12 protein-coding genes and 1 tRNA gene are annotated in these 12,394 nt (G+C 73.4%); 10 read left to right on the forward strand and 3 right to left on the reverse strand.

All coding sequences use genetic code 11. The annotated features are described in order from the left end of the window. The first annotated feature begins 102 nt into the window (after positions 1-102). Complete coding sequence (gene argF / locus BLW17_RS04445) at positions 103-1,029, forward strand: ornithine carbamoyltransferase (protein WP_036704815.1); 927 nt, start codon at positions 103-105, stop codon at positions 1,027-1,029. A gap of 9 nt (positions 1,030-1,038) precedes the next feature. Here the strand turns inward: argF and BLW17_RS04450 are convergent, their stop codons facing one another. Beyond that, entirely contained in the window at positions 1,039-1,509 is a 471-nt protein-coding gene (locus BLW17_RS04450) for a hypothetical protein (protein WP_052176353.1), read from the reverse strand. Positions 1,510-1,580: 71 nt separating this feature from the next. Beyond that, the gene (mutY, locus tag BLW17_RS04455) at positions 1,581-2,636 is read right to left on the reverse strand and encodes an A/G-specific adenine glycosylase (RefSeq protein WP_052176354.1); all 1,056 of its coding nucleotides are present in this window, start codon (positions 2,634-2,636) and stop codon (positions 1,581-1,583) included. A 120-nt stretch (positions 2,637-2,756) separates the two neighbouring features. Between mutY and BLW17_RS04460 the strand changes: the two genes are divergently transcribed. The 8 genes from BLW17_RS04460 (at position 2,757) to BLW17_RS04495 (ending at position 10,859) form a co-directional block, all read left to right on the forward strand. Beyond that, the gene (locus BLW17_RS04460; protein ID WP_074826123.1) at positions 2,757-3,254 is read left to right on the forward strand and encodes a DUF721 domain-containing protein; all 498 of its coding nucleotides are present in this window, start codon (positions 2,757-2,759) and stop codon (positions 3,252-3,254) included. A gap of 15 nt (positions 3,255-3,269) precedes the next feature. Next, positions 3,270-4,046, forward strand: coding sequence for a DsbA family protein (locus BLW17_RS04465; protein WP_074826126.1), 777 nt, complete (start codon positions 3,270-3,272; stop codon positions 4,044-4,046). A 769-nt stretch (positions 4,047-4,815) separates the two neighbouring features. Further along, positions 4,816-5,055, forward strand: a complete 240-nt coding sequence (locus BLW17_RS04470) for a DUF4170 domain-containing protein (protein WP_036705661.1) — start codon at positions 4,816-4,818, stop codon at positions 5,053-5,055. 10 nt (positions 5,056-5,065) lie between these two features. Next, positions 5,066-6,268, forward strand: a complete 1,203-nt coding sequence (locus tag BLW17_RS04475; RefSeq protein ID WP_052176356.1) for a 3-deoxy-D-manno-octulosonic acid transferase — start codon at positions 5,066-5,068, stop codon at positions 6,266-6,268. Continuing rightward, entirely contained in the window at positions 6,265-7,281 is a 1,017-nt protein-coding gene (gene lpxK / locus BLW17_RS04480) for a tetraacyldisaccharide 4'-kinase (protein WP_036733199.1), read from the forward strand. Before BLW17_RS04475 ends, lpxK begins: the two co-directional genes overlap by 4 nt. 169 nt (positions 7,282-7,450) lie before the next feature. Continuing rightward, a complete protein-coding gene (locus BLW17_RS04485) occupies positions 7,451-8,575 on the forward strand; it encodes an ABC transporter permease (RefSeq protein WP_231572772.1) in 1,125 nt (374 codons plus the stop codon). After that, entirely contained in the window at positions 8,569-9,396 is an 828-nt protein-coding gene (locus tag BLW17_RS04490) for an ABC transporter ATP-binding protein (protein WP_052176357.1), read from the forward strand. The genes BLW17_RS04485 and BLW17_RS04490 overlap by 7 nt, the downstream gene beginning before the upstream one ends. A gap of 2 nt (positions 9,397-9,398) precedes the next feature. Continuing rightward, positions 9,399-10,859, forward strand: a complete 1,461-nt coding sequence (locus BLW17_RS04495) for an MlaD family protein (RefSeq protein WP_052176358.1) — start codon at positions 9,399-9,401, stop codon at positions 10,857-10,859. 18 nt (positions 10,860-10,877) lie between these two features. Here BLW17_RS04495 and BLW17_RS04500 read toward each other — a convergent pair. Further along, positions 10,878-10,963, reverse strand: a tRNA-Leu gene (locus BLW17_RS04500). Between the two features lie 217 nt (positions 10,964-11,180). Here BLW17_RS04500 and BLW17_RS04505 point away from each other — a divergent pair. Then, a complete protein-coding gene (locus BLW17_RS04505) occupies positions 11,181-12,305 on the forward strand; it encodes an alkane 1-monooxygenase (RefSeq protein ID WP_036733202.1) in 1,125 nt (374 codons plus the stop codon). Positions 12,306-12,394: the final 89 nt, after the last annotated feature.

Below are 12,394 nucleotides of genomic sequence, written 5' to 3' on the forward strand. Positions count from 1 at the left end.
TGCCCGGCCGGCCGGGCGCGGGGTCCGAGCGGGCCGAGCGCGCCCACCGACGAGAGGCCGCCGCTTCGCCGCCCCTCGTTCCCGCCGTTTCAGGATCATGACATGACCAGTTTCCTCGACATCCACACCACCCCCAAGGCCGATTTGCGGGCCATCATCGACAGCGCCCGCGCCATGAAGGACGCGCGCAACGGTGCCCCCAAGGGCACGCCCGACGCCGAGCAGCCGCTCAAGAACCGCATGGTGGCGCTGATCTTCGAGAAGCCCTCGACCCGCACCCGCGTCAGCTTCGACCTGGGCGTGCGGCAGATGGGCGGCCAGACCATGGTGCTCTCGGGGCAGGAGATGCAGCTTGGCCACGGCGAGACGATCGCCGACACCGCCCGGGTGCTGTCGCGCTACGTCGACATGATCATGATCCGCACGTTCGAAGAGGCGACGCTGCACGAGATGGCCGAATACGCCGACGTGCCGGTGATCAACGGGCTCACGAACCGCACCCACCCCTGCCAGATCATGGCCGACGTGATGACCTTCGAGGAGCATCGCGGCCCCATCGCCGGGCGCAAGGTGGTGTGGTCGGGCGACGGCAACAACGTCTGCGCCTCGATGATCCAGGCGGCGGGGCAATTCGGCTTCGACTTCACCTTCACCGGGCCGCCGCCGCTCGACCCCGAGGCGGAGTGGCTCGACTTCGCCCGCGCCCAGGGGGTCCGGGCCGAGATCGAGCGCGACCCGGCCCGCGCGGTCGAGGGTGCCGACCTCGTGGTGACCGACACCTGGGTGTCGATGCACGACCCCCAGTCCGCCAAGGAGCGGCGCCACAACCAGCTGCGCGGCTATCAGGTCAACGCGGGCCTGATGGCGCGGGCCAAGCCGGACGCGCTCTTCATGCATTGCCTGCCCGCGCACCGCGAGGACGAGGTGACGTCCGAGGTGATGGACGGCCCGGCGAGCGTCATCTGGGACGAGGCCGAGAACCGGCTGCACGCGCAGAAGGCGGTGATGCGCTGGTGCCTCGGGGCCTGAGCGGCGCGATCAGCCGCCGGGGGCGGCGCGGCGGCGGCGTGACCACGCCACCACCGCCCGCCACCCGGCCAGCGCCCCCAACTTGATCGCCTTCCCCAACCCGAACAGCACGGCGGCGAGGACCAGCCAAGCCACGGTCCGGGGTGAGAAGAGCCACTCGACCGGCGCAGCGGCGAGGTGCGGGAGCCCTAACGCAACCGGCATCACGGCAGTTGCGAACAGAATCGCGGGGATGATCCACGTACGCGGCCGCCGCGGGCTGACGTCGGCCAGAGCCGATGGGATAGAGCTGAGTACTGGCGCGGTGGCGGTCACGACGAGAGTGATGAGGGCGATCTGGATGACCGCCTGATAAAACGGCGTCGCCGATGCCTGCTGGGCGGCGAGTTGCAGCACGGCAATCGCGCCGAGCCGTGTGGCCCAGCTGTCAATGGCAGCCCGGTCGATGGCAGAGGCCGAAGCCGGTTCAGCATCTGGCATGTGCAACTCCCTTTCCGTGGCGTGTTACCGGCGTGCGGCAACATTGCAGCCACCGCACGGCCGCAGGGCCTTCAGGCGTCCCCGCCCTCGGGCGCAGCCAGCGCCCACACCTTGCGCATCAGCCCCGTCAGCGCCCCGGGGTCGAACCCGTCCCGCGGCACGATCTCGCCCCGCGCCGGGTTGCCGGCGAGCGGCGCGGTCAACACCCGCAGCCGCAGCTCGAAATGGGTGAAGACGTGGCGCACCTCGCCCCGCTCGTCCCAGTCCGCCGCGAGGGGCGGCGGGTGATCCGAGCCGTCCCAGCCGCTCGAGGGAAAGGCGAGCGTCCCGCCCAGCAGCCCGCGCTGGGGCCGCCGCTCGAGCAGCACCGCCTCGGGCGAAAGCGCCACCCACGCCACGCCTTCGCGCCGCGGGCGGGCGGTCTTGGGGGCGCGGCGGGGCAGCTCGGCCGCGATCCCGGCGGCGCGGGCGGCGCAGGCGTGGATCAGCGGGCAGATGCCGCAGGCGGGGCTGCGCGGGGTGCAGATCGTGGCGCCGAGGTCCATCATTGCCTGGGCGAAATCGCCCGGCCGGTGCGTCGGCGTCAGGGTCGCGGCGAGCGCCGTCAGCTCGCGCTTCGCGCCCGGCAGCGGCGTCTGGACCGCGAAGAGGCGGGCCACGACGCGCTCGACATTCCCGTCCACCACCGTCTCGGGCCGGTCAAAGGCGATCGCGGCGATGGCGGCCGAGGTGTAGGGGCCGACGCCTGGCAGAACGGCCAGCCCCTCGCGTGTCGTCGGAAACCCGCCCGCCGCGGCCACCGCGCGAGCGCAGGCGATCAGGTTGCGGGCGCGGGCGTAATAGCCGAGGCCCGCCCACGCGGCCATCACCTCGGCCTCGTCGGCGGCGGCGAGCGCCTGCACGGTGGGCCAGCGCGCGGTGAAGCGCTCGAAATAGCCGCGCACCGCGGCCACCGTGGTCTGCTGCAGCATCACCTCGGACAGCCAGACGCGATAGGGGTCCATCGCCGGCGTCCCCGGCGGCGCCCGCCACGGCAGGTCGCGGGCGTGACGGTCGTACCAGTCCAGCAGCGCCGCCGCGATGGCGCCGCCCGTCCCATCGTCACGCAAGTTTGCGTCCCCCGTCATCCGCCGTGGTCTGGCATCCCGCGGCGTCCGGGTCCAGATTGGACCGGCACGACCCAACCGCGAGCCCCCATGGCCAAGCGCCGCCCCTCGAGTGATCCCGACGCCCCGCCCCGGCGGCGGATGCGCGGATTCGAGCCGGCGGCGAGCCTCGTCGCGCCGCAGCTGCGGCAGGGCGCCGAGGCGCGCGGCTTCGCGGTCGCGCGGCTTCTGACCCATTGGCCCGAGATCGTCGGACCCGAGCTCGCCGCCGCCACCCGGCCGGTCAAGGTCAGCCACGGCCGCGCCTTCGGGGCGACGCTGACCCTGCTGACCGACGGGCCGCAGGCGCCCCTGGTGCAGATGCAGCTGCCGCAGATCCGCGACCGGGTGAACGCGGTCTACGGCTTCAACGCCATCGCCCGGATCACGGTCACGCAGACCGCCGCGCAGGGTTTCGCCGAGGCGCAGGCCGCGTTTCATCCCGCCCCGCCCGAACCCGCCCCCTCGCCCGAGGCGACCGCCGCGGCGGTGCGCGTGGCCGGGCGCTTCGACGATCCCGTACTGGCGCAGGCCATGCAGGCGCTGGCGCTGAACCGCGCCGGGCGCAGGGCGCGGACCAAAGATCACCGTTTCTCCTGACCGAAAGGCCATTCCATGACGACCACCCTCCGCCGCCTCGCCACTGCCGCCGCGCTCGCCACCGTTGCGGGGCTGGCCCTGCCGGCCGTGGCCCAGCAGGCGGCCCCGGCCGCGACCCCTGCCCCGGCCGCCGCCCCGGCGGCGCCGGCCGCCCCGGCGATCCTGCCCGACCTCTACCTCGGGTCCGAGACCGCGCCGGTCACGATCTATGAATACGCGAGCTTCACCTGCAGCCATTGCGCGGCCTTCCACCGCGACGTGTTCCCCAAACTCAAAGCCGAGTACATCGACACCGGCAAGGTCCGCTTCGCCCAGCGCGACGTGTATTTCGACGAGGTGGGCCTGTGGGCCGGCATCCTCGCCCGCTGCGGCGGGGACGAGAAATACTACCCGATCGGCGCGATGCTGATGGACGAGCAGAAGGACTGGCTGTCGGCCAAGACCGGCGACGAGATGACCGCGAACCTCAAGAAGATCGGGGCCAAGGCGGGCATGACGGGCGAGCAGATCGACGCCTGCTGGGCCGATCAGGCCGAGGTCGAGAGCCTTGTGGCGACCTACCAGCAGAACGCCGTGGCCGACAAGATCGAGGGCACCCCGACCTTCATCATCGGCGGCGAGAAGGTGCAGAACGGCCCGTGGGAAGAGCTGAAGGCGAAGATCGACGAGAAGCTGGCGGCGGCTCCGGCGGCTGCGACGGCGCCGGCTGCGGCTCCTGCGGCTGCGGCGGCTCCGGCCACGACGACCGCTCCGGCCACGGGTGCTTCGACCCCGGCCCCGGCGTCGAACTGAGTGTTCCTCAGTCCCTCGTGCGGCCGTGCGGCTGTGCGAGGGGCTGAACTTGAAGGGGCTGGCTCGCCTCCAGCGACGCGACGGGTCTAGTCTATGTCAGCGGCATGACAGACCGCCTCACCGTCAGCGGTGTGACGGCTCTAGTCCACGTCAGCGGCATGGCAGGCCTGCTCCGCGTCAGCGGCACGAGGGGCCAACCTACGTCAACAATCGGACGGGCATACTCAACGGCAGGGGCATTACGGAAGTGTCCCACCTCAGCGGCACGACAGGCGTGCTCCGCGTCAGCAGCACGACAGGCCAAATCTACCTGAGCAACAGGACGGCCCTACTCTACGTCAGCACCACAACGGGCCTTATTATACTTCAGCGGCATGACGGGCGTATTCTTGCAGGCCCCAAGCTCGTGCCGCGACAGTGACATCGACCCATGCCCCGCGACCGGCGCCCTCGCCCGCTACCGGGGGACACCACCGACCAAGCACCCCGGACAGCCTCCGCCCGCTGCCCCCTCACCCAAGAACAAAGCGAGGGGTTCCGGCCCCCCACGGACCGGAACCCCTCTTTCTCGCGTGCTCCATGCACCACACGCGAAACCGGAATGCGCCGGGCCGTCCTGGCCGTGCACCATGGATGCCACATCCGCCCTTCCCGATCAAACGCGGAACATCTTGCATTTGAGCGATCCGGCCGCCGCGCTCGCCCCTTGGTCTCGGCGCGCGGCGGATGTATCCCGCCCCTCGCCACGGCTTCCAGAAAAGGTGACCCGATGACTCAGCGCCTGCACCTCGTCTATGGCGGAGAGCTGACCGCCTCGCACTCGACCGAGTTCCGCGACCCGTCGGCGATCCATGTCGTCGGCATCTACCCGAACTACGCCGCCGCCTATGACGCCTGGAAGGCGCAGGCGCAGGCCACCGTGGACCAGGCGCAGACGCGCTATTTCATCGCCCACCTGCACCGGCTGCACGACCCCGAGGACGCGGCCGCCCCGCCGCCCGCGGGCTGAGACGGCGGCGATGGCGGCGTTCGGCGACCTCGCGCAGTGGCTCTCGCTCAGGGGGGCGCGGGGGGGCCAGCCTGACCGGCACGCGCAGTTGCCCAAGGGCGACGGGCCGCTGATCCTGATGGTGGGCGAGGCGCCGGGGCTGGCGCAGGCGCTGCGCCGGCGGCGGCGCGGGGTGCGGCTGGCGCAGGTCGGCCCGCCGGGCGCCGGGGGCGAGGGCCGGGGCGCGCCGGTGCTGGCGCCGCTGCCCACCGACGCAGGCCCGGCGCGGGCGCTGATCGAGCGGACCCTTCCCGCCGCGCTGGTGCTCGCCGACGGGACCATCCCGGCGGCGCTGATCGCGGCCTGCGACGACGCGGGCGTGCCGGTCACGCTGATCGCCGACCGCCACCAGATCGCCGCCGCCGCCGCCCGCACCGCCTGGCGCGGGCTGCGCCGCGGCCCGCTCGTCCGCCTCGCGCGGGTGCTGGTCCCCGACCGCGCGGCCGAGGATGCCGCGATGCGCGCCGGCATCGCCCCGCCGCGGATCGAGATCGTGGGCCTCGCCGCGCCGGTCGCCACGCCCCTGCGCTGCAACCTGCGGGAATATGCGGCGCTTCGGCCGATGCTCGCCAACCGCCACGTCTGGCTGGCCGCCGCCCTGCCGGCGGTCGAGGCGCCGGCGGTCATGGCCGCGCAGCGCGCCGTGCTCTCCTCGCACCACCGGGCGCTGCTGATCGCCGCGCCGGTCCGCCCCGAGGATGCCGCCCCCATCGCCGCCGCCGCCGAGGCCGCCGGGCTGACCGTCGCCCGCCGCGACCAGGACGAAGAGCCCGATGCCGAGGTCAACGTGCTGGTGGCCGAGGACAGCGCCGAGCTGGGACTGTGGTATCGCCTCGCCCCCGTGGCCTTCATGGGCGGCACGCTGATCGCGGGTGAGGCGACGCCGCGCCACCCGCACGAGCCGGCGGGCCTCGGCGCCGCGATCCTGCACGGCCCGCATCTGGCCACCCATGCCGAGCTGTGGCGGGCGCTCGACGACGCCGGCGGCGCGCGGGTGGTCCGCAACGCCGTCCAGCTTGGCACCGCGATCGAGGAGCTAGGTGCGCCCGACCTCGCCGCGAGGCTCGCGCTGGCCGCGTGGCAACAGGCGACCGCGGGGGCCGAGGTCTCGCGCCGGATCGCCGAGGCGGTGCTGTCCGATCTGCCCGACACCGCGCCGGGGCTACTGCCATGACGCTCAGGGCGCCGGGTTTCTGGGACCGTTCGCCGGGGATGCTGGCGCGGCTGCTGTCGCCGCTGGGTGCGCTCTATGCCGCGGGGACCGCGCGGCGGCTCGCGCGGGGGACCGCGGCGCGGGGTGGGCGGGCCCGCGTCGGGGTGCCGGTGATCTGCGTCGGCAACCTCGACGCGGGCGGCACCGGCAAGACGCCCACGGTGATCGCGCTGATCGAGCGGCTGGCGGCGCGCGGCGCGGCCGTCCATGTCGTCAGCCGAGGCCACGGCGGGACCGAGACCGGCCCGCTGCGGGTCGAGGAACGCCGCCACACCGCCGCCCAAGTCGGCGACGAGCCTCTGCTGCTGTCGGCCTTCGCCCCTGTCTGGGTGGCGCGCGACCGCGTGGCCGGGGCGCGGGCGGCGGTGGCCGCGGGGGCGCAGGCGATCCTGCTCGACGACGGGTTCCAGGACCCGGCGCTGGCCCATGACCTCGCGCTGGTAGTGGTCGATGCGGGCCGCGGCTGGGGCAACGGGCTGTGCCTGCCCGCCGGGCCGCTGCGCGAGCCGGTGGCGGCGGGGCTGGCTCGCGCCGACCTGGTGCTGTCGATCGGCGAGCCGCCTGCGCAGGCGGCATTCGGCGCGCGCTACGGCACCCTGCCGGTGCCGCGGCTGACCGGGGCGCTGGCGCCGCTGCCGACGGGGATGGACTGGCAGGGGCTGCGGGCGCTCGCCTTTGCCGGGATCGGGCGGCCGGAGAAGTTCTTCACCACCCTCCGCGGCCTCGGCGCCGAGGTGGTGCGGGCCGAGCCGCTGGCCGACCACCAGCCGTTCTCGACCCAGCTTCTCACCCGGCTCGAGGCCGAGGCGCGGCTCATCGGCGCGCAGCTCGTGACGACCGAGAAGGACGCGGCGCGGCTGCCGGCGCGGTTCCGGCCCAAGGTGCTGACTTTGCCGGTGCGGCTGCGGCTCAACGACCCCGCCCCGCTCGACGCGGCGCTCGACCGGGTGCTGGGGGCGCGCGGGGGCGCGTAGTCCGGCCCGCGGCGCGGGGTGGGAGACGCCGGAGCCTCCGGCGGGGATATTTCCGTCAAGGGAGAGGGGGCGGCCTGCGCGCCCGGGGGCCCGGGCGGCGGCGCAGCCGGGCCGGGGCTACGCGACGACGCCGTTGCACCGGGGCGCGGGCCATGCACAGGTCGGCGGGATGGGTATCGAGGCGGGGCCGGGCGTGGGCGCAGAGCGGGATCGGGGACCGGAGGCGCTGGAGATGCGCCGCGCGGGCGACCGTCTGGCGCTGGCCGGGCCGCTTGACCTGCGCCACCTGCCCGGCGCCGACGCGATGGAGGGGGTGGCGACGCTCGACCTTGGCGGGCTCACCCGGCTCGACACCGCCGGGGCTTGGTTCCTGCATGACGCGCAGTTGCGGGGCGTGACGCTCGAGGCGCTGCCGGCGGCGCGCCAGCCGCTGCTCGACGCGGTGATCGCCGCCTGGCCCGCGCCTGACCCGCCTGCGCCGAAGGCCGCGGGCGGCTGGCGGCAGCCGGTCGAGGCGGTGGGCCGCGCGGTCGCGGCGGCGGCGGGCTATCTCGGCGCGCTGGCGGAATATCTCGGCCGCTTCCTCGCCCGGCTCGCGTACGGCCTGACCCATCCGGGCAGCCTGCGGGTGACGGCGCTCGTCCACCATTCCCAGCAGGTCGGGCTGGCGGCGGTGCCCATCGTCGTCACCATCTCGTTCCTGATCGGGGTCGTCATCGCCTATCAGGGCGCGTGGCAGCTGCGCAGCTTCGGGGCCGAGATCTTCACCGTCGATCTGGTCGCCATTTCGGTGCTGCGGGAACTCGCGGTGCTGCTGACCGCCATCGTCGTCGCCGGCCGCTCGGGCGCCGCCATCACCGCCGCCATCGGCGCGATGAAGATGCGCGAAGAGGTCGACGCCATGCGGGTGCTCGACATCAGCCCCGACGACGCGCTGATCGTGCCGCGGGTGCTGGCGCTGGTGCTGATGATGCCGATCCTCGCGCTGATCGCCGACATCGCGGGGCTGGCGGGCGGGGCGGTCATGGCGTGGCTGACGCTCGACATCACGCCGATGATGTTCGTCCAGCGGGTCGCGGCCAATACTGGCGTGAACCACGCAGCGACCGGGCTGGCCAAGGCGCCGATCTTCGGGCTGCTGATCGGGGTCATCGCCTGCCACGCCGGGATGCAGGTCGGCGGCGACACCGAATCGCTCGGCCGGCGCACCTCGCAATCCGTGGTGTCGGCGATCTTCGCGGTGATCCTCGCCGATGCGCTGTTCTCGATCTTCTTCGCGAGGGTCGGATGGTAGACGCGCCGATCATCAAGGTTCGCGGGCTGGTGACGCGCTTCGGGACCAACACCATCCATGACGGGCTCGACCTCGACGTGCGGCGGGGCGAGATCCTCGGCATCGTCGGCGGCTCGGGCACCGGCAAGTCGGTGCTGCTCAGGACCATCGTCGGGCTACTGACCCCGGCCGCGGGCACGGTCGAGGTGGCGGGCATCGACGTGCACCGCGCGACCGGGCCCGAGCGCGCGGCGCTCGAGGGGATCTGGGGGGTGATGTTCCAGGACGGGGCGCTGTTCTCGACCCTGACCGTGCGCGAGAACGTCGAGGTGCCGATGCGCGGCCACCCGCTGTCGCCCGAGGCCCGGCAGGGGATCGCCGACCTCAAGATCGCCATGGCCGGGCTGCCCTTCTCGGCGGGCGGCAAGTATCCCTCGCAGCTGTCGGGCGGGATGCGGAAGCGGGCGGGGCTGGCGCGGGCGCTGGCGCTCGACCCGCAGATCCTGTTTCTGGACGAGCCGACGGCGGGCCTCGACCCGATCGGCGCGTCCGAGTTCGACCGGCTGATCGTCGGCCTGCGCGATGCGCTGGGGCTGACGGTGTTTCTGGTCACCCACGACCTCGACACGCTGCACGCCTGCGCCGACCGGATCGCGGTGCTGGCCGAGAAGCGGGTGCTCGCCACCGGCACGATGGCCGAGATGGGGCGTGTCGATCACCCCTGGGTGCGCGAATATTTCCACGGCCCGCGGGCGCGCGCGGCCGAGGCGGATGCCGCGGGCGGCGCGGACCGGACAGACGCCGCGGACGGCGCGGCAGGATCGCAGGCAGGACGGGACTGACGATGGAAACGAAAGCCAACTACCTGCTGATCGGCAGCTTCACCATCGCCGGGTTCCTGGGGCTGCTGGCATTCCTGATGTGGTTCATGGGCCGCGACGGGCAGAACGCCTTTGACGATTACGTCGTGGTCTTCCCCGAGATCGGCGGCATCTCGGCCGGCACGCAGGTGCAGTTCTCGGGCGTGCCGGTGGGCCAGGTCACCGACATCCGGCTTGACCCCGACGGGCGGGTGCGGGTGCAGCTCAGGCTGCGCGCCGACACCCCGATCCGCACCGACAGCGAGGCGGTGATGGTCCCGCAGGGCATCACCGGCCTGTCCACGGTCTCGGTCTCGGCCGGCACCGGCACCGCGCCGCTGCTCGAAGAGCCCGAAGAGGGGCTGCCGCAGATCCGCGCCGGGCGCTCGACGCTCGATTCGATCACCGAGGCCGCGCCCGAGCTGGTGGACGAGCTGCGCAACTCGGCCGCCCAGCTTTCGCGGCTGTTGAGCGACGAGAACCTCGCCCACGCCGATGCGGTGCTGCGCAACGTGGACCAGGCGTCGGGCAAGCTGGACCAGGCGATCGGCGACATCTCCGAGGCGGTGTCGGGCATCGCCGGGGTGGGGGCGACGCTCAAGGATTTCTCGACCCAGTTCGACGGGCTGGGGGCGCGGATCGACGGCGCGCTGGCGAGCGTCGATTCGGCCGCGAGCGGGGTCGGCAAGGCCGCCGAGGCGGTCGCGGCGACGGATTTCGCTGCGCTCTCGACCGAGGCCAAGGGGGTGCTGGCCGACGCGCGGGCGCTGATCGGCTCGGATGCCGCGGCGGCGCTGCCGGGCAAGCTGGGCGGGACGCTCGACCAGGCCTCGGCGATGCTGACGGAGCTGCGCGAGGGCGGGACGGCCGGGCGGCTCAACGAGGCGCTGACCGGCGTCTCGACCGCCGCCGCGCAGGTGACCGAGGCCGCGCGCGGGCTCGACGGCAAGATCGACGGCGCGCTGACCGGGATTGAGTCCGCGGCCGGCGAGGTCGGGACCGCCGCCAAATCGGTCGCGGCGGTGGATTTCGCGGCGCTCTCGGCCGAGGCGCAGGGGATCCTCGCGGATCTGCGGGCGATGATCGGCTCGGACGACGCCGCGGCGCTGCCGCGGAACCTGTCGGACACGCTGGCGGCGGCCTCGGCGGTGCTGAAGGACCTGCACGAGGGCGGCACGGCGCAGCGCCTCAACCAGTCGCTGACCGCGATCAGCGAGGCGGCGGCGCGGGTCGGGCGCGCGGCGGACGGCATCGCGCCCTTGTCGGCGCGGCTGCAACAGCTCGCCGCGCGGACCGATCAGGTGGTGTCGAGCTTCGGCGGCAACGGCGCGCTGCAGGCCGAGTTCACCCGCGCGCTGCGCGAGGTGGCGCGGGCGGCGGCCTCGGTCGGCTCGACTGCCCGCGCGATCGAGCGCAACCCGCAGTCGATCATCCGCGGGCGCTGAACCGGGTCCGAGAGGCGATGGTGCGGGCGGCGGGACTTGAACCCGCACGGCCGTTGGGCCCAGGGAGTTTAAGTCCCATGCGTCTACCATTCCGCCACGCCCGCACGCGGATCGGGGTAAGCGCGGACGGGCGTTGCTGCAAGGGGGTCTGCCCGCGGCTCGCACGCGCCCACGTTACGAGCGGCCGCACCGGCCGCCGCGCCCGGAACATGCGCCGCGCGACGGGCAGCCGCCCCAATCCAGCGTCTTTCCGGCCCAAATACCCCATCCCGCAGCGGTCCCCCGTTCCGCCCGCGCCCCCGGCGCGCTAGAACCCTCGGCATGAGCCCGCTCCGCTCCGCCCTGCCGTTCTGGATGTCGCTGGCGCTGGTGCCGCTCGCCGGGCTGGCGATGGCGCGGGGCGGGTGGTGGTGGGCGCTGATCCCGGCCTACGCGTGGTATCTCGTCACCGGGCTCGACGCGCTTCTGGGGCTCAACACCGAGAACCCGGACCCCGAGACCCCGACGGCGCGGCTCGTCTGGCACCGCGCGATCACGGTGATCTGGCCGCCGGTGCAGGCGGTGGTGCTGTTCACCGCGATCTGGGTCGCCACCCACGGCACCCATCTCGGCACCGCTGAGAAGCTGGGCCTGTTCTTCGGCCTCGGCGTGATGACCGGCACCATCGGCATGGTCTACGCCCACGAGCTTCTGCACCAGAAACCCGCGTGGGAGCGGGCGTTGGGCGACCTGCTGCTCGCCATGACGCTGTATTCCCATTTCCGCAGCGAGCATCTGCTCGTCCATCACGCCTGGGTCGCCACCCCGCGCGACGCCGTCTCGGCGCGCTACAACGAGGGGTTCTATCGCTTCTTCGCCCGCGTGCTCAGCGACTGCCCGCGCTCGGCCTGGCGCGCCGAGCGGCGGCTTCTGGCCCGCGCCGGGCGGCCCTGGTGGGACCGGCGCAACCCCTTCTGGCGCTACGCCGCGCTGCAGGCCGCGATGCTGGGCCTCGCCGCCGCGCTCGGCGGGTGGGAGGGGCTGGCCCTCTTCCTCTGGCAGGCCTTCGTCGCCGTCTGGCAGCTCGAGCTGACGAACTACGTCGAGCACTACGGCCTCACCCGCCGCCACATGGGCGAGGGGCGGTACGAGCCGGTGCGCCCGCGCCACAGCTGGAATGCGGCGCACACGGCGTCGAACTGGCTGCTCATCAACCTCCAGCGCCACTCGGACCACCACTACAAGCCCGATCGGCGCTTTCCGCTGTTGAAGACCTACACCCCCGACGAGGCCCCGCAGCTGCCCTACGGCTACCCGGCGATGACCTTCGTGGCGATGGTCCCGCCGTGGTGGCGGCGGCGGATGAACCCGCGGGTGCGGGCCTGGCGGCGGCAGTTCTACCCCGACATCGCGGACTGGAAACCCTACGCGCAGGGCGCGCTGCCGATGCCGAGGGGGGCGCTGTAGGGCAGAAAAAAACCCCGCCAGGTCACCCTGGCGGGGCAAGTTCGTCCCGCGGCGCGCGGGGGGAAACCCCGGTCGCCCGAGACACCGGC

This window comes from Paracoccus sanguinis, assembly GCF_900106665.1.
Taxonomy (GTDB): domain Bacteria; phylum Pseudomonadota; class Alphaproteobacteria; order Rhodobacterales; family Rhodobacteraceae; genus Paracoccus; species Paracoccus panacisoli.

Coding starts and splice junctions, on each gene's coding strand:
- BLW17_RS04475 (WP_052176356.1), top strand. CDS start 5,066: ATGGCGGCGTTCGGCGACCTCGCGCAGTGGCTCTCGCTCAGGGGGGCG.
- BLW17_RS04490 (WP_052176357.1), top strand. CDS start 8,569: ATGGTAGACGCGCCGATCATCAAGGTTCGCGGGCTGGTGACGCGCTTC.
- argF (WP_036704815.1), top strand. CDS start 103: ATGACCAGTTTCCTCGACATCCACACCACCCCCAAGGCCGATTTGCGG.
- BLW17_RS04505 (WP_036733202.1), top strand. CDS start 11,181: ATGAGCCCGCTCCGCTCCGCCCTGCCGTTCTGGATGTCGCTGGCGCTG.
- BLW17_RS04495 (WP_052176358.1), top strand. CDS start 9,399: ATGGAAACGAAAGCCAACTACCTGCTGATCGGCAGCTTCACCATCGCC.
- BLW17_RS04460 (WP_074826123.1), top strand. CDS start 2,757: ATGCGCGGATTCGAGCCGGCGGCGAGCCTCGTCGCGCCGCAGCTGCGG.
- BLW17_RS04450 (WP_052176353.1), bottom strand. CDS start 1,509: ATGCCAGATGCTGAACCGGCTTCGGCCTCTGCCATCGACCGGGCTGCC.
- BLW17_RS04470 (WP_036705661.1), top strand. CDS start 4,816: ATGACTCAGCGCCTGCACCTCGTCTATGGCGGAGAGCTGACCGCCTCG.
- mutY (WP_052176354.1), bottom strand. CDS start 2,636: ATGACGGGGGACGCAAACTTGCGTGACGATGGGACGGGCGGCGCCATC.
- lpxK (WP_036733199.1), top strand. CDS start 6,265: ATGACGCTCAGGGCGCCGGGTTTCTGGGACCGTTCGCCGGGGATGCTG.
- BLW17_RS04465 (WP_074826126.1), top strand. CDS start 3,270: ATGACGACCACCCTCCGCCGCCTCGCCACTGCCGCCGCGCTCGCCACC.
- BLW17_RS04485 (WP_231572772.1), top strand. CDS start 7,451: ATGGGTATCGAGGCGGGGCCGGGCGTGGGCGCAGAGCGGGATCGGGGA.